This window comes from Mesoflavibacter profundi (genome assembly GCF_014764305.1).
Lineage (GTDB): Bacteria > Bacteroidota > Bacteroidia > Flavobacteriales > Flavobacteriaceae > Mesoflavibacter > Mesoflavibacter profundi.
The window spans coordinates 2,350,441-2,367,680 of the sequence record NZ_CP061703.1 but is presented as its reverse complement, the minus strand read 5'-3'; the positions used below and the strand labels follow the sequence as shown (position 1 = coordinate 2,367,680).

At 30.7% G+C, this 17,240-nt stretch carries 18 protein-coding genes and 1 tRNA gene; 12 read left to right on the top strand and 7 right to left on the bottom strand.

The annotated features are described in order from the left end of the window. Positions 1-30: 30 nt before the first annotated feature. From IFB02_RS10690 to IFB02_RS10675, 4 genes are all read left to right on the top strand, one after another. A complete protein-coding gene (locus IFB02_RS10690) occupies positions 31-1,062 on the top strand; it encodes a M28 family peptidase (protein WP_191072744.1) in 1,032 nt (343 codons plus the stop codon). A 106-nt stretch (positions 1,063-1,168) separates the two neighbouring features. Next, a complete protein-coding gene (locus tag IFB02_RS10685; RefSeq protein WP_191072743.1) occupies positions 1,169-2,734 on the top strand; it encodes a M28 family peptidase in 1,566 nt (521 codons plus the stop codon). Positions 2,735-2,828: 94 nt separating this feature from the next. Beyond that, a complete protein-coding gene (locus tag IFB02_RS10680; protein ID WP_191072742.1) occupies positions 2,829-3,581 on the top strand; it encodes a DJ-1/PfpI family protein in 753 nt (250 codons plus the stop codon). Continuing rightward, a complete protein-coding gene (locus IFB02_RS10675) occupies positions 3,582-3,902 on the top strand; it encodes an antibiotic biosynthesis monooxygenase family protein (protein WP_191072741.1) in 321 nt (106 codons plus the stop codon). 238 nt (positions 3,903-4,140) lie between these two features. On the opposite strand, the gene IFB02_RS10670 is transcribed toward IFB02_RS10675, so the two are convergent. From IFB02_RS10670 to IFB02_RS10655, 4 genes are all read right to left on the bottom strand, one after another. After that, positions 4,141-4,216 (bottom strand) — tRNA-His (locus IFB02_RS10670). Positions 4,217-4,297: 81 nt separating this feature from the next. Next, positions 4,298-5,014 carry a bacillithiol biosynthesis deacetylase BshB1 gene (gene bshB1 / locus IFB02_RS10665; protein WP_191072740.1) on the bottom strand — a complete coding sequence of 239 codons (717 nt, stop codon included), beginning with the start codon at positions 5,012-5,014 and terminating at the stop codon, positions 4,298-4,300. Positions 5,015-5,032: 18 nt separating this feature from the next. Continuing rightward, positions 5,033-5,899, bottom strand: coding sequence for a 23S rRNA (adenine(1618)-N(6))-methyltransferase RlmF (gene rlmF, locus IFB02_RS10660; protein WP_191072739.1), 867 nt, complete (start codon positions 5,897-5,899; stop codon positions 5,033-5,035). 6 nt (positions 5,900-5,905) lie between these two features. Beyond that, the gene (locus IFB02_RS10655; RefSeq protein WP_191072738.1) at positions 5,906-7,057 is read right to left on the bottom strand and encodes a trans-sulfuration enzyme family protein; all 1,152 of its coding nucleotides are present in this window, start codon (positions 7,055-7,057) and stop codon (positions 5,906-5,908) included. 140 nt (positions 7,058-7,197) lie between these two features. Between IFB02_RS10655 and IFB02_RS10650 the strand changes: the two genes are divergently transcribed. Next, on the top strand, positions 7,198-7,569 hold the full coding sequence (locus IFB02_RS10650) for a hypothetical protein (protein WP_106688338.1): 372 nt from the start codon (positions 7,198-7,200) through the stop codon (positions 7,567-7,569). A 36-nt stretch (positions 7,570-7,605) separates the two neighbouring features. Here IFB02_RS10650 and mscL read toward each other — a convergent pair whose 3' ends face one another. From mscL to IFB02_RS10635, 3 genes are all read right to left on the bottom strand, one after another. Further along, positions 7,606-8,055 carry a large conductance mechanosensitive channel protein MscL gene (gene mscL, locus IFB02_RS10645; RefSeq protein WP_106688337.1) on the bottom strand — a complete coding sequence of 150 codons (450 nt, stop codon included), beginning with the start codon at positions 8,053-8,055 and terminating at the stop codon, positions 7,606-7,608. Between the two features lie 14 nt (positions 8,056-8,069). Further along, the gene (gene ccsA / locus IFB02_RS10640) at positions 8,070-11,282 is read right to left on the bottom strand and encodes a cytochrome c biogenesis protein CcsA (protein WP_191072737.1); all 3,213 of its coding nucleotides are present in this window, start codon (positions 11,280-11,282) and stop codon (positions 8,070-8,072) included. 74 nt (positions 11,283-11,356) lie between these two features. Next, positions 11,357-11,767: a group III truncated hemoglobin gene (locus IFB02_RS10635; RefSeq protein WP_370214034.1), complete on the bottom strand. Its 411-nt coding sequence runs from the start codon at positions 11,765-11,767 to the stop codon at positions 11,357-11,359. Positions 11,768-11,822: 55 nt separating this feature from the next. Here IFB02_RS10635 and IFB02_RS10630 point away from each other — a divergent pair, with 55 nt between their 5' ends. From IFB02_RS10630 to corA, 7 genes are read left to right on the top strand one after another with little or no spacing between them, the layout of a single operon-like run. Beyond that, positions 11,823-12,584, top strand: a complete 762-nt coding sequence (locus tag IFB02_RS10630) for a Rossmann-like and DUF2520 domain-containing protein (protein ID WP_106688334.1) — start codon at positions 11,823-11,825, stop codon at positions 12,582-12,584. Continuing rightward, positions 12,574-13,104, top strand: coding sequence for a KdsC family phosphatase (locus IFB02_RS10625; protein WP_106688333.1), 531 nt, complete (start codon positions 12,574-12,576; stop codon positions 13,102-13,104). The genes IFB02_RS10630 and IFB02_RS10625 overlap by 11 nt, the downstream gene beginning before the upstream one ends. A gap of 45 nt (positions 13,105-13,149) precedes the next feature. Beyond that, positions 13,150-14,058 carry a geranylgeranylglycerol-phosphate geranylgeranyltransferase gene (locus IFB02_RS10620; protein WP_106688332.1) on the top strand — a complete coding sequence of 303 codons (909 nt, stop codon included), beginning with the start codon at positions 13,150-13,152 and terminating at the stop codon, positions 14,056-14,058. Between the two features lies 1 nt (position 14,059). Then, positions 14,060-14,653 carry a Maf family nucleotide pyrophosphatase gene (locus IFB02_RS10615; RefSeq protein WP_106688574.1) on the top strand — a complete coding sequence of 198 codons (594 nt, stop codon included), beginning with the start codon at positions 14,060-14,062 and terminating at the stop codon, positions 14,651-14,653. A gap of 33 nt (positions 14,654-14,686) precedes the next feature. Beyond that, positions 14,687-15,589, top strand: a complete 903-nt coding sequence (locus tag IFB02_RS10610; protein WP_106688331.1) for a septum formation inhibitor Maf — start codon at positions 14,687-14,689, stop codon at positions 15,587-15,589. A 40-nt stretch (positions 15,590-15,629) separates the two neighbouring features. Further along, the gene (locus tag IFB02_RS10605; protein ID WP_191072736.1) at positions 15,630-16,157 is read left to right on the top strand and encodes a mechanosensitive ion channel domain-containing protein; all 528 of its coding nucleotides are present in this window, start codon (positions 15,630-15,632) and stop codon (positions 16,155-16,157) included. A gap of 2 nt (positions 16,158-16,159) precedes the next feature. Continuing rightward, a complete protein-coding gene (gene corA, locus IFB02_RS10600) occupies positions 16,160-17,239 on the top strand; it encodes a magnesium/cobalt transporter CorA (RefSeq protein ID WP_106688329.1) in 1,080 nt (359 codons plus the stop codon). Position 17,240 lies beyond the last annotated feature (1 nt).

The window sequence follows — 17,240 nt, the reverse complement described above, 5'->3', positions numbered from 1 at the left end:
ATATTTACCGATTGAATAATCAATATTAAAATGAAATCACTAATCGTTCTTTCTGCTTTAACATTAGTTGGCGCTTGTGCCAACACCAAATATTCTAAACGGTTAGAACAACTACAAGATAATATAGTCGTAAAAGACAGTACAACTGTAGCAAAATTTGCAAATACAATAACCTTAGAAGAACTTAAAGATCAGCTTTACAAAATATCTTCACAAGATTTTGAAGGTCGTAAAGTAGGAACCAAAGGTCAAAAATTAGCTGCAAATTACATTAAAAGCTTTTACATAGATAATAACATACAAGCTGCAGGAGACAATTCTAGTTATTTTCAGGAAATTCCAAAATCATTTTTACCAAAAGACTACGAAACATCCGAAAATGTTCTAGCCTATATAAAAGGTACAACAAACCAAACCATCATAATTTCTGGACATTTTGATCACTTAGGCATAGAACATGGCGAGATTAATTATGGTGCAGACGATAATGGTTCTGGTACAGTAGCAATAATGCAGATAGCACAAGCATTTAAAATTGCAGAACAACAAGGCTTTAAACCTAAAAATAACATACTATTTTTACATCTCACAGCAGAAGAAATTGGTCTACAAGGCTCATTATATTACACCAAAAATCCTAAATTTAATTTAACAAATACCATAGCTAATTTAAATATAGATATGATTGGTCGCGTAGACGATGCACACGCAAATAACCCAAATTATATTTATTTAATTGGTGCAGACAGAATTAGTAAAGAATTGCATTTTATTTCTGAAAAAGTAAATAAAACCTCAACAAACCTTACTCTTGACTATAAGTATAATGATGAAGACGATCCTAATCATTATTACTACAGAAGTGACCATTATAATTTTGCACAAAAGCAAATACCTGTAATTTTTTATTTTAATGGCACGCATAAAGACTACCATAAACCATCAGATACACCAGAAAAAATTAACTACCAATTATTAACCAAACGCACAAAATTAATTTTTTCAACTGCTTGGTATTTAGCAAACATGGATAGACCACTTATATTAAATGAAGATATTTGATAAAAAAATACGGTAAAAATTTCTTAATTATCAATTTTAACAACATTTAAGCTAGATTTTTGTAGTATTTTTGAAGGACAAAAAGCTCTCAAAAATTTTAATTTAAATGAAATCATTATTTTCTTTAGCAAGCTTAAGTTTACTATTTGTAGCTTGCGGTAGTCAGTATAAAAAAGCTGAAGACTCAAAAAACACAACAACCCAAACTGTTAATCCAACTACATACGCCGAAACTATTACAGAAGCCGAGTTAAAAGATATGTTATACACATATGCTTCAGATGAATTTGCAGGTAGAGAAACAGGTACAGAAGGCGAAACTAAAGCTATAAATTACCTTAAAGCGCACTACATGTCTAATAATGTTGCTGCTGCAAAAGGCAATAATGATTATTTTCAAAATGTACCGTTAGAAGAATTAGCTACACCTAACGTGACTTTAACAGCCAATGGTAAAGCGTTAAAAAATTTAGAAGATATTGTATCTATCACACCAATGCCAACTAGTAAGTTTAGCGCAAGTCAAGTGATTGATTTAGGCTACGGAATAGAATCTGAAACGTATTCTAATTACAAAAACGTAGACATTAAAGATAAAGTAGTTTTAATACGTTCTGGAGAACCAAAAAATGAAGATGGTACTTACCTAATTACTGGTACAGAAGAAGCTTCTAAATGGTCAAATTTTAGACAAGAATTTGCTACAAAAAGAGACTTAGCTAAAGATAAAGGTGCTAAAGCTGTATTATATTACAATCCAAACGTTTTTGCTATGGCGGCTATGCGATATGGTAGCTCTAGCGGACGTATGGTTTTAAGTGGTAATGACAACAAAATGTACTATATCTTATTAAATGACAATGCTGCAAATGCAATTTTAAATAGCAACACAACGATAGACAATACATTTACAAACAAAACTATAAATGCTACAATAAATATAGATTACACGAATAACTCTAAGCCATTAAAAGCTAATAATGTTGTTGCTGTAATCGAAGGATCTGAAAAACCAGAAGAGTACATCGTTATATCTGCTCACTTAGATCATATAGGTATTCACGATGGCGAAATTAATAATGGTGCAGACGATGATGGTTCTGGTACAGTTGCAGTTTTAGAAATTGCCGAAGCTTTTGCTAAAGCTAAAAAAGATGGTCATGGTCCTAAAAGATCTATTGTCTTTTTAAATGTAACTGGTGAAGAAAAAGGACTTTTAGGAAGTAGCTATTACGCAGATCAAGATCCAATTTTTCCATTAAGCCAAACGGTTGCTAACTTAAATATAGATATGATTGGTCGTACAGATCCTAAACGTGAAGGTGATAGAAATTATGTTTACCTAATTGGAAGCGACAAGTTAAGTACAGATTTACACAATATTTCTGAAGAGGTTAATACCAAATACAGTAACATAGAATTAGATTACACTTATAATGACGAGAATGATCCAAACCGTTTTTACTACAGAAGTGACCATTACAACTTTGCAAAAAACAATATTCCTGTAATCTTTTATTTTAATGGTACTCATGACGATTACCATAGACCAAGTGATACACCAGATAAAATAGAATACGATTTACTGCAAAACAGAGCAAGATTAGTATTTTATACCGCTTGGGAATTAGCCAATAGAGAACAAAGAATTATTGTTGATAAAGCAGAATAATAAACTTTGAAAAACTATTCAACTAAATATCAGATAAATTAAACTCACCTATTTATCTGATATTTTTTTTTTAAAATTAATCCAAATACATAAAATGAAAGCTATCTCTCCATTCATCTTTTTAATTTTTACATTACTATTATTTAATTGTAATACCGAAAATAAAAAACAAACAACAGCTACTACTATAGAAGCAACACAAACCAAAGACACATTAACAAAACACCTAAAACCTTTTAATCCAGAACTTCCAACCATTGGATTGTTAATGTATAACGGTGTTTTACAAAGTGAAGTTGTAGCGACATCAGATGTGTTTGCAAAACCAACAGAAGATGGTAAACCATTATTTAATGTCATGACCATAGCACAAACAAATGCGCCAATTACTACAGAAGAAGGCTTGCATCTTGTACCGGATTACACGTTTAATAATTGTCCGCAACTTAAAGCACTATTTATACCTAGTGCTTACGATATGTATGCACAAGTGCATAATAATAAAATCGTAGATTTTATAAAATCTAAAAACAATACGACAGATTATATAGTAAGTAATTGTGCAGGCGCACAATTAGTTGGTGCTTCTGGAATTGCCGATGGAAAAAAAATTGTGACTTGGATTGGTGGCGGCAAACAATTACAAAAAGATTACCCAAAACTTTTGGTACAAAACGATAGCCTTGTGACTTATGTAGAAGACGGAAAGTTTAGCTCTTCAAACGGTAATTTGGCAAGTTATATTTCGGCATTACAATTATTAGAAAAATTAACTTCAAAATCTCACAGAGCGTTTGTAGAAAGTTATTTATACTTAGATAGATTAAAAAATTGGGATAACAACTAAATGATAGCAAATACACCAAAAGCACCATATTACGCCGTTATATTTACAAGTATAAGAACAGATAAAGGCGAAAAAGAATATACCAAAATGGCTGAGCTAATACTTAATTTAGCTAAACAACAAGAAGGATTTCTAGGAGAAGAAAGCGCTAGAAATACTATTGGTATTACTGTGTCTTATTGGAAAAATTTAGAATCTATTAAAGCATGGAAACAACATACCGATCATAAAATAGCTCAACAAAAAGGTAAGCAAGATTGGTACAAACACTATAAAACCAGAATTTGTAAAGTAGAACGTGATTATGAGTTTGAACTATAAGTGTTTACAGATGCCGTATCACAAATAGACTTTGCTCAACATAAACATCTCATCCATTATTTTTTTTTAAAGCATGGAGTACAAAAAAAGCCTTTCATTTCTGAAAGGCTTTTATTTTTTTGGGTGGAAGATTGGTCTCACTTCGACTACGCTCAGTATAAACTTCTCGACCTTAAGTCGATTCTTAAAAATATAATGCACAAAAAAAGTCTCTCATTTCTGAAAGACTTTTACTTTTGGGTGGAAGATCGGTCTCGAACCGACGACCTCCTGAACCACAATCAGGCGCTCTAACCAACTGAGCTACAACCACCATTTTAAACGCATATTTAAATGCGTGTGCAAATGTAATTTATTTCCTTTTTATCACAAAAGGTTTTTTCAAAATTTTTAAACTATTTTAAATCAAAAAGACTATTTACTGCTACAAAACGCTCTACAGTAAATCCTTCGGCATAGTCTGCATTTATTAATCTTCCTAAATCTCTTGCTCTATAAATTATACTATCTGTAAAGTTTTTACTAGATATTGGTGTTTCTGGCTCTTCACTATTTGGATTGTAAAACTGTGTTTTATAAGCCAATACACTTTTCATTTTAATATCTATAAAATCTGAAACGTCTACTACAAAATCAGGTTCGATATTTTTCCATTGTATGTAATGATATACTTGTTTTGGTCTCCATTTTTCTTGTGTTTGACCATTTATTTCGGTTTCAATTTTAATTAATCCGCTTAAAAAACAAGCATCACTAACCAGTTTGCTTGCCTTGCCATGATCAATATGTCTATCATCTATAGCATTACACAGTACAATTTCTGGTTGATATTTACGTATCATTTTAATAATCTCTAGTTGGTGTTGCTTATCATTAGTAAAAAAACCATCTGCAAATCCTAGATTTTCTCTTGCTGTAACACCAAGTATATTTTTAGCGTCTTCAGCTTCTGCTTTACGTGTATGTTCTGTACCACGCGTACCTAATTCGCCTTTTGTTAAATCTATTATTGCTACTTTTTTTCCGTTAGCAACTTCTTTTGCTATGGTCGCTCCAGCGCCTAATTCGATATCGTCAGGATGCGCTCCAAAAGCTAATATATCTACTTTCATTTTAAGTTTTTTCTTAATTTAATTGATTTCTAAAAATGTCCAAGCGACTACTCTACTCTTTTTATTTCCTATTTGAATTGGTAGTGTTTTAATTTGTTTAGCTTCTAATTTTTCTAAAGAGGCATACATTGATTTTAAATTGGCTTTGTTAGAAACCAAAATTGTATACCAACTACATTGAGTTTTAAACAAACTACTTTCGTATAAAAAGTTATGCAAAAATGCTTTTTCTCCACCATTATACCACAATTCTGTTGCTTGTCCTGCAAAATTACGCGAAACAGAATTGGCTGGTTGTTTTAATCCTATTTGTTTTTGTAGTGTCGCTTGATTGGCTTCTGTTTCATTTTTATAAAAAGGAGGATTACACATGGCAACAGTAAATTTACTATCTGCGTCTAAAATTCCTTTAAATATTGAAGATCTATTATTTTGTTTTAAAATGCTTATTTGTCTGTTTAGTTTATTTTTAGCAATTATACTTTTAGCATATTTTAGTGATGTATTACAAACATCTGTTGCAGTAAATATCCAATTATATATAGCTTGTCCTAATAAAGGATATATGCAATTTGCACCTGTACCTATATCTAATACGTTTACTTTTTCTGTTATTTTGCTAGTTTGTATTAAATCGTTAATTAGATGAATATATTCTGCACGACTTGGTATTGCAGGTGTTAAATTTTGTTCAGGAAATTGCCAAAACGCTATGTTATAGTAAGTTTTTAATAAAGCTCTATTTAATTCTCTAACAGCTTTAGGATTAGAAAAATCTATAGTTTGCTTATCGTTTTTTAAAATAACAAATGGTTTTAGATTTGGGTTGTTTATAGATAAAACCTCTAAATCGTAACCATTTTTATGTATATTTTTTGTGTGCAAATGCTGTTATTTAATGTGTTTTAACGCTTGTTTTATATCTGCTTTTAAGTCCTTTACATTCTCTATTCCGACAGAAAATCTAATTAATCCATCATGTATGCCTAATGCTTTTCTTTGAGAAGCTGTTAATAACGAATGAGAAGTCTGACTTGGTGATAACACTGTACTTTCTACACCAGCCAAACTCATTGAAGGTTTTATTAGTTTTAATGCTTTTTGGAATGCTTCAGGATTCAAATTATCTTTTAATTCGAATGAAAGCATGCCGCCAAAACCTTTCATTTGCTTTTTAGCTAATTGATGCTCTGGATGACTTTTTAATCCTGGATAGTAAACGTGTTTAACTGCTTCTAATTTATTTAACCATTTTGCTAGTTTAAGTGCATTTTTAGATTGTGCTTTTACCCTTAAACCCATTGTTTTCATACTACGTTCTAGCATCCAAACAGTAAAATCACTTAAACTTCCGCCAAGATTTTTAGAGACGTTCCAGATGCGTTCCATATGTACATCACTTCCTGCAACTGCGCCTGCACAAATATCACTATGTCCACCAAAATATTTAGTAGCAGAATGCATAATTAAATCTATACCTAATAACGCTGGATTTTGATTTACTGGACTTGCAAATGTATTATCGATACTTGTTACAATACCTTTATCCTTACCTAACTTTGCAATTGCTTTTATGTCTGTAATTGTTAGTAAAGGATTTGAAGGTGTTTCTATATGAATTAATTTAGTATTGGGTTGTATTGCAGCTTCAAAATCTTCAATACTATACCCATTGGTAAAAGTAAATTCTATATTTAACTTTGGGAACTCTTCTCTTATAAAATTAGTCGTTCCGCCATAAATAGTATTTTGTACAACAATATGATCTCCTGCTTTTAAAAATGCTAAAAACATATGACTGATAGCTGCCATACCAGAACCAAAAATCATAGCAGATTCTGTAAATTCTAACGCTGCAATTTTTTTAGACAAATACTCTTGATTTGGCGTATTAAAATATCTAGGATAACGCTTAACATCTACATCCATAAATTGATAAGAAGATGATAAATATATTGGAGATACAGCACCTTTAAATTGCTCATCTTGAATTTCTCCAACATGTGTACAAACTGTATTAAGGCCTAAATTTTTCTTTTTCATTTACAGTAAAATTATATTGTACTAAATTACAAAATAAGCCGTAAAATTGGCAAGCTAACTTAATTATTTAAAACACTGATTTTTAAGTTTTAACAGTCTTTTAACCCTGTAAATCCTCTATTTTTTGTATAATAAGGATTATGGTAACAATAGATAAAAAAGAACACACAGACATTTTAGAACAATCAATTAAGCACCTTAAGTACCTTGGATTTGAAAACATAAAAGCAGATCTTGAAGGCTATGAATCTCCTAATTCGTTCACGAAAAAAAACGGAGAAATTACTATTACTCCAGATATCACAGCTTTTAAACGAAGTAGGAAATATTTTTTCGAGTTAGGTATAAAAAGTAAAAAACCTAATTTGTTAAAGACGAAATGGCGACTTATAGACGTGGTTTCTAGAATGAAAAATAGTAGATTTAAGATAATTACTACACGTGGTCATTATAGTTTTACCAATAAAATTTTAGACGATTTAAATTTAGATAAAACCTTAATTAAAATATAAAAAGAAACGCCAATGAATATTTCACTGGCGTTTTTTTTATTTATCTGAATTTGTTTTCAAAAGTTCGTTTTGTTCTTCCATTAAATCGGAAAGTTTACTTAACAACTCTATATCTTTAGGTGTTGTTACAGTTTTATCTTTGGTATCGTGTGAACGAGTTCTTAACTTATTCATGCCTTTTACTACGATAAAGACTGTTAGACCAACAATTAAAAAATCTAAAAAAGCTTCTAATAACTCACCATAATACACAGCAACTTCTTGTGTGGTAATCTCTCCAGAAGCATTTGTAACAGCTTCTCTTAAAATGTATTTTTTATTCTGAAAGTTTAGTCCGTCAGTCATTAAAGATAATGGCGGCATAAATACTTTTTTTACCAAAACGTCTATAACTTTATTAAATGAAGCACCAATGATGATACCTATTGCCATATCCATCATGTTACCTTTAACGGCAAATTCTTTAAATTCTTTAATAAATTTCATAGTGTTACAGTTGGTTACTTTTTATAATACTTTGCATACTTTCTGTATGAAAAGACTCCTAAAATGGCTATTAAAATTGCAGATATACCTATGTAAAGAAAACTTATATCTTGTCCAGATTGGTAAGAGTGTAATCCAGATAAATAAAAGTTTACCCCAAAATAGGTAAATATAATACTTGATATTGCAATTACAGACCAAAGATTAAAGGTCCATCTTCCTCTTAATCCAGGTACAAGTCGCATATGTATTACAAACGCATAAACCATAATACTAATTAAAGCCCAAGTTTCTTTTGGATCCCATCCCCAATATCTTCCCCAACTTTCGTTAGCCCATTGACCACCTAAAAAGTTTCCAATTGTAAGCATAACTAAACCAACGGTAAGCGACATTTCTGTAATAATAGTTAATTCTTTTATACTTAAATCTAACTTTACTTTGTTGTTTTGGTTTGTAAAAGCCATCAAAAATAAACTTACTAATCCTAAGATAAATCCTAAAGTAAAAGGACCATAACTAGCTACAATGACTGCAACATGAATTTTTAACCAATAACTATTTAAAACAGGCTGAAGATTTGCTATTGCAGGATCCATCCAACTTAAATGCGCAACCATTAAGAGCATAGATACGACAAAGGATGTAGATGCTACGGTAAGTTCGCTTTTTCTTCCAAAAGCTAAACCAAAAAACATAGTTGCCCAAGCCACATAGATCATTGACTCGTAACCATTACTCCATGGTGCATGACCAGAAATATACCATCTAGCAATTAAACCTAAGGTATGAATTACAAAAAGTAATATTATTACGACTTTAAGCGCTGTTATCGTTTTATTTAACCATTGACTATCTATTTTAAATATCTTCCAAATTAATAAGGCTAATAAAACAATACCTGCTAATAGATAATAAATAAATAGCTTTTTAAACACATCATATTTATTGTACAGTATTTCAGCTTCTATTTTATTATCGCTTGGCATTACTGTTGCTCCTACTTTAGACTGCGAAGTTTTAAATGCTTTTAATAGTTTTTCTGGTTGTTCAAAATTCCCTGTTTTTTTTGCTTCGTTTAATGCATATAAATACCAATCAAAACCTGAGCTAATAAAACTTCCGTAGGTTGAATCTTTTATTTTTTGATTGTAACCTTCATTTTTATATTCGAAAGGAGAAATCCATTTATTGTTTTCGTCTTCTGGAACAGGAAATATCTTTAACGATCGTCCTTCTATTGCGTTGCTTAAAAGGTTAACACGATTATTTACTTCTATAAATTCTTTTTGAATAGCTGTTTTTACTTGCGTTTCATAAGCTTCTTCTAAATAACTATCTAATTTATAGTTAAAATCGTCTCCGAAAAAGTCTAATAATTTTGCGTATTCTTGGTCTTTAGGGATTCCAATTATGCTTCTTATTGAATCACCTTTTCTAGGTTTAATGTAAATTATAGGAACATTATACCAAAGCATTGGACTTTCTTGTATACTTAAGAAAATTTGATTGGCAGACATACCTTCATACTGGTCATATTTACTTAATTTTCTTAGTAATTCTGATGCATACGTATCTATTGGCATCATACGACCATCCAAATCTTGCACTACTAATTTAGAAAATTGTTCGGCATGTGTTTTTGGTGCTACATTTGCTTTTAAAACAGAATCTATTTGCGATTTTGTTGGCGCTTGTCTTTCTTTGGTTGTTGCATGATCATGTCCATCGTCTGGAGAATGAGTTTCGGTTTGCGCATTTACTTGTACTGCAAACATTAAACAAAGCAAGGTTGTAAGCGTCGCTTTTTTACGTTTTACTTTATCTAACATGTTTTTTAAATCTCCAAATCTTGTGTTTTTATCAAACAGAATAGCCATTAAGCCTATATAAAGTAAGAAGTAGCCAATATAGGTTACCCAAGTACCATAAAAATCATGATTTACAGATAGTTTAGTTCCTTTTTCGTCTGGATCAAAACCTGCTTGAAAAAAACGATATCCTTTATGATCTAACACGTGATTCATGTAAATATGATAATCAAAATCACCGGTTTCTTTATCTAGAATGGTTACTTTACTTTCAAAAGTAGCGTAGCTTTTTTCGGTTCCTGGATATTTTTCGGCAATAAAATCGTTTAGCTTAACACTAAAAGGAAGTTTGTGCACTTTTGCACCGTATTTAAGATTTATATCTAAATTACCTAAAGTAATTGTCTTAAAAGGATTATTTGTGCCTTGTCCACCTAATAGGCCTATTCGTTCTGTTTTTCCGTTTGCAGTAACATCTAAAACGACTGCATCTTCGTCAAACTTTAAAAGTTTAGATTTTTTTCCTACGCCTATTTTACCTTTTACTATTGGATTAGGTACTACAAATTGCATATTACCAATGATATACCTTGATCTTAACATAAAAGGTTGAATGCTGTCTTTTACTAATTTACCTTGGCTCATTGTAGCCATTTGTAAATATTCTCCATCAAAAGGAGAGTTTATAGAAATTCCGTTTTCTGTTTGTGTTAAATTTATTGCGCCTTCTGTAGGTGTATTTAATGCAAACAAGACGTTATGTATGCTTTGTACTTCGCCTTCTTTTAAAAAGTGATTATGTGGTGCGCCTTGTCCAGCTTCTACTATTTTTAGATAATTCACTCCGTTTTCATCTGGAATTACAACTTCTTCTGCGCCTTTTATAAATTCAACTAATTCAAAACTTACGGGTTGGTTATTGTAAGCAGTATTTAAATTAAAGCTGTTTTTCATTCTACCAGAAAAATCTACTTCTTCTTCTATTGGTAATCGTTGTGCAACGCCATCAATCATATAATCACCATCAATGTACGCTGTGATGTATGTTTTTTGTGAAAGAAATGCGTTACTGGTTTCGCCTTCACGAATAGGCATCATACCTTCAAAACTGAAATATCTTGTTATTCCTGCGCCTATTATTATTAAAATAAATGCTAAATGTAATAACAAGGTTGCCCATTTTTCTTTTCTAAGTAGTCTATATCTGGATATGTTACCTATAAAATTTATTAAAAATAAAACCATGATTGCTTCAAACCACCAAGCGTTGTAAATAAGATTACGAGTATAAGGTGTTGGAGATGTCTCCATGTTTGCATCTAAAAATGTACCTATTGCCATAGCTAAGGCAAAAACAATAAATAATATAGCGGTTAGTCGTGTAGAGAATAGGATTTTTGCGAGTTTATTCTGCATAAGTTAAGCCTTTTTTTGCTCGTGCAAAGATAGTTGTTTTTGTTGGTTAAAAATTGCTAATTTGCGTTAAAAAGTTAAGTATTTTTAGGTCTAGCTTCAAAGATTTTTAAATGAATAAACGTAGCCATTTTACGTGCTCTGCGTTTTGCTAGCTCGGTAATTTCGCCTTCAAAATAAAAATCTAAGGTTTGTATCCAGTAGTTTAACCAAATACCAAAGTGCATTTCAGTAATTTGATTTTGATTTTCTTCATCTACTTTAACATGTACTTCTATTGGATTTCCTTTATATTTTTTAATTAATGGTTTACCCATAAACAAACTACTTTCCCAAAACGTGGTTAAGTGATTTAAATGCTTATCCCAATCTTTAATAGCCTGATTAAAAATAGGTCCTAAGACATGATCTAATCTAATTTTTTCGTAAAACTTAGTTACAAGTAAAGCAACGTCTTCCCTATTATTAATATCTTTTTTTATCATCATTACAAAGATACGTTAATGTGACTTTTTATAGATATTTTCTTATTATTTTTGCGCCATGACAAAAATAGTTTTACTTGGCGCAGGTAATGTTGCCTCGCATTTATATAAAGCGTTTAAACACTGTAAAAATACTAATGTTGTACAATGGTATAACCGAAGTATAAACAGTATAAAACCTTTTGAAAATGAAGTTAATATTACAGATCAACTTGATCAATTAATTGAAGCAGATGTTTACATAGTATGTGTAAGTGATGATGCAATAGAAACTTTAACATCTGCATTACCTTTTAAAGACAGATTAGTAGTACATACTTCTGGTAGCGCAAGTCTTTACGATATTGACAAAAAATTATTTAGAGGTGTTTTTTATCCTTTACAAACCTTTAGTAAATCTGTAAATTTAGATTTTACAACTGTTCCTATTTGTATCGAAACTTTAAGAAAACAAGATTATAAACTACTACAAACTTTGGGCGAAAATTTAGGCTGTAAAACCTATAAAGTTAATCCAGATCAACGTCCTGCATTGCATTTGGCTGCTGTTTTTGTAAATAATTTTACAAACCAAATTTATAGAATTGCTCATGAGATTACCGAGCGTCATGGTGCAGAATTTGACATTTTAAAGCCTTTAATTACTGAAACAGCTAGAAAAATTCAAGATGTATCACCTTATATGGCTCAAACTGGTCCAGCTAAGCGCAACGATAAAAAAACAATTAAAAGACACCTTAAATTATTAGATAATGAGCATCACGAGGCAATTTATAAATTAATGACCTCATCAATTAAAAAAACTCATAATGGAAGATAAAAGCTATAAAGAATACTTACACCAAATTAACACCTTTATTTTTGATGTAGATGGCGTTTTAACTAACGGAATGGTTACTATTACTACTTCTGGAGAAATGATTAGACATATGAATGTTAAAGATGGTTATGCTATAAAACAAGCCTTAAATCATGGGTTTAATATCTGCATCATTTCTGGTGGAACTAACGAAGGTGTTAGAGTACGATTACAACATTTAGGCATTAAAGATGTTTATTTAGGTGCTCATCAAAAACTTATTCCTTTTAACGAATTTATTACTAACAACAATATCAATCCAGAACATGTATTATATATGGGTGATGATATTCCTGATGTACCTGTGCTAAAACAAGTAGGTTTGGCTACTTGTCCACAAGATGCTGTTCCAGAAGTTAAAGATATTTGTAAGTACGTTTCTCATAAATTAGGTGGCGAAGGTTGTGCAAGAGACGTAATACAACAAGTATTAAAAGTACAAGGTAAATGGGATAGCGATTTTGATGCGCAAACCTTTTAATTCAATATAAATTGAAATAACAAAAAACTAAAAAACCAACAACTAGTGAAAATTATTAATCTAATTAGATATAAAAACTTAATATTAATTGCTTTAGTACAAGTATTAATAAAATACACGATGTTTCCTGCCTTTAATGTAGATACGTCGTTAACTACATTTCAATTTATCATATTAGTCGTATCTACACTTTGTATTGCTGCTGGCGGCTATATAATTAACGATATTTTTGATGTAGAAACAGATGCAATTAATAAACCTAACAAACAAATAGTTGGTAAAACTATTACAAAAGATAACGCTTACAATTATTACATGGCGTTTACTTTTGTTGGTGTAATTTTAGGGTTTTACTTAGCAAATGATGTTAATCGCAGTACCTTCTTTGGTATTTTTGTTATAATTGCTGCACTACTTTACATTTACGCATCGTTTTTAAAACCAATGCTTCTTGTTGGTAACATTGTAATTAGTGGTCTTGTAGCATTAAGTCTTATTGTTGTTGGTATTTTCGATTTATTACCAACCATAAACATGCAAAACAAATTTATACAATCTTCTATGTTTGAAGTTATTGTAGATTATGCTGTTTTTGCATTTTTAATCACCTTTATTAGAGAAATTGTAAAAGATATTCAAGATATAGATGGCGACTACAACGCACAGATGAAAACATTACCTATTGTAATAGGAAAAAGTAGAGCTGCCAAAGTTGCATTTGCTTTAACTGTATTTGCAATTTTAATTCTTGCCTACTATTTAAATGCATATCTTTATATGCAAACCATTGCAATTATTTACTTTTTAATTGCAGTTATAGCACCTTTAATTTTTATTGCTATAAAATTATTTGGTGCTGAAACTAAATCGGATTTTAAATTAATAAGTAGGCTTCTTAAAATTGTAATGCTTTTAGGTATGCTATCTATGATTGTCTATTATTTTATCATTTAATATGCTTAAAGAAAAACTAAAAAACAGACATATAATTTTAGCTTCTGGATCACCAAGAAGGCAACAGTTTTTTAGAGACTTAGGATTAGATTTTGAAGTCCGATTAAAAGACACAAAAGAAGATTACCCTAATCGTTTAAAGCATTTTGAAATTAGCGACTATCTTGCGCAATTAAAGTCTTTACCTTTTTTAGACGAACTTAAAGAACACGAAATTTTAGTTACTAGCGACACCATTGTTTGGCATAAAGGCGTAGCATTAGGCAAACCTAGAAACAACGACGAAGCATTTGCAATGCTTAAATCTTTAAGCGATAATACTCACGAAGTAATCACATCTGTATGTGTACGTACTAAAATCTTTCAAAAAACGGTAAATGCAACTACAAAAGTGACATTTAAAGCGTTTACAGATGAAGAAATTTGGCATTACATTAAAACCTATTCGCCTTTAGACAAAGCTGGCGCTTATGGTATACAAGAATGGATTGGACAAATTGGTGTCACCAGTATTGAAGGTTCTTTTTTTAACGTTGTTGGTATGCCAACTCATCTTGTTTACAAAACGTTAAATACCATTGCAGAAGAGTTTTAAGATTGTAAATTTATACTACAATTTCTTACAACCATGCGATTAAAACTAACCACAATTTTACTTTTTTGTTTGTTTATTTTTGCTTGTAAAGAACAAAAACAAACTACACAAACGCCTGTAAAAATTTCGACTAAAAAAGAAGAAAAAAAGCTATCGCCAGCCTATAAACCTAACCAACAATTTAAAGATTATTGGTATGCTGGAAAAGCTGAAATTACTTCTTACAAACTAGAACAAGCGCGTTATGGCGAAATACATGACGGAAAAGCTGTTTTAGTTTACGTTACCGAACCTTTTTTACCAAATGTTCAAGTAAAAGCAGACCAGAAAAACCCTGAAAATGTTAGTGTTTTAAAATTGAATGCCACTAAAAAATTTAATACTGGTATTTATCCGTACAGCATAATGCAAAGCACATTTTATCCCGTTGCAAACAATCAGCACGCTTTAAAAGTTAGTGCTTCTATACAAGAATGGTACGGACAAGTATACACGCAAATTAATAACAGAGAGCAATTTGAAGTTACATCACATTCTTATTTTGAAGGTGAAGCTGATCAAAATTTCAACTTAGAAAAAACTGTTTTAGAAAACGAAATTTGGACGCAACTTCGTATTGATCCAAACAGTCTTCCTACAGGTGATTTTAAAATTATTCCAAGCTTAGAATACATTCGTTTAAAACATAAACCTTTAAAAGCTTATAACGCTTTCGCGGAACTATCTAAAGGAAAATACACGCTTTTAATTGAAGAATTGAATAAAACACTTACCATTAACTTCGAAAATAATTTTCCTTTCACCATTACAAGTTGGGAAGAAACTATTGACGGATTAACCACAAAAGCGACAAAACTTAATACAATAAATACAGCGTATTGGAATCAAAATAGCAATACAGATTTACCGTTAAGAAAATCATTGCAACTAGATTAACAATTCAGTTTTAAATCTATATTTACCAAAAATTTAATATATGTTTCAGCATTTACAAGACGAAATCTTAAAAACACTAGTCCTTCTAATTATTTTTATAATCATAAGATCTATTTTAAAAGTTTCAATTAAAAAAATAGGTCAAAAAAGTGGTATAAACGATGCTAGAATTGGATTAATTTCTAGATATTCTACCTTTACACTTATACTACTGTTTTTACTATTTCTTTCTTATATATTTGGCGCTACGTTAGAGAACTTAACTTTAGTTTTCTCATCTGTATTTGCTGTAATTGGTATTGGCTTATTTGCCATTTGGTCAATTTTAAGTAACATTACTTCTGGAATAATCATGTTTTTCTCGTTTCCTTATAAGGTTGGAGATAAAATAAAAATCCACGATAAAGATTCGCCTTTAGAAGGTATCATAGAAGATATTCGTGCGTTTCAGCTTCATTTAAGATTAGATAATGGCGACTTAGTGACGTATCCAAACAACTTAATTCTTCAAAAAGCTGTAACTTTAGTTCAGAAAGACGCAATTGAAGATTTTGGAGATTTCCATTAATTATGGCAAAAAAAAGACAAAAAAAACGCACGCAAAACTATAAAAAGCATTTAGGGCAAATTCCTGGAGCATTAGTATATACTGGTCAAAAAGAAGATACTAAATTACATTTACATGCTTTTGATTATACCGTAGATGATGTTCATGAAAAAGACCTTTCTAATATAGAAGAAGCGTTTGTTTTTAAAGACACACAATCGGTTACATGGATTAACTTAAATGGGTTAAATAACATAAACGAAATTGAAACTATTGGTAGTTATTACCAACTTCATCCTTTACTTTTAGAAGATATTGTAAACACATCGCAACGTCCAAAAATTGACGAGTATAAAAGCTACATCTTTATCGTTTTAAAAATGATGTATTACGATGATAATGAAACTATTATTTCTGAACAAGTTAGTTTTGTATTAGGTAAAAACTATGTATTAACTTTTCAAGAAGCCGAAGGTGATGTTTTTGAAAATGTTAGAGATCGCATAAGACACAAAAAAGGACGTATTAGAAATGAAGGATCGGATTACTTATTATACGCCTTAATAGATGCTATTGTAGACCATTATTATGCGATTATAGAAACTATGGGAAATAAAATTGAAGATCTTGAAGACGATCTTTTTAATGGAATTTCTCAAGAAGAAATCTCTCATCAAATTCAAGATTTAAAACGCGAAGTACTTAAAGTACGACGTGCTATTTTTCCGCTTCGCGAAATTATTGGACGTATAGAAAAAGATCCAAACAATTTAATAGACGAACAAACAACGCATTTTTTTAGAGACGTTTACGACCATATTATACAAGTCACAGAAAACTTAGATATTTATCGCGAAATGATTTGGAGTTTAATGGATATGTACATGACAACCATAAGCAACAAAATGAACGAAGTCATGAAGGTATTAACCATTATCGCAACCATTTTTATCCCATTAACTTTTATTGCTGGTATCTACGGGATGAACTTTGTTAACATGCCAGAACTACAATACAAATATGGTTATTATGTGGTTTGGGCTGTAATGATTCTTATTTTCTTAGCAATGTTGTACTACTTTAAACGTAAAAAGTGGCTTTAGG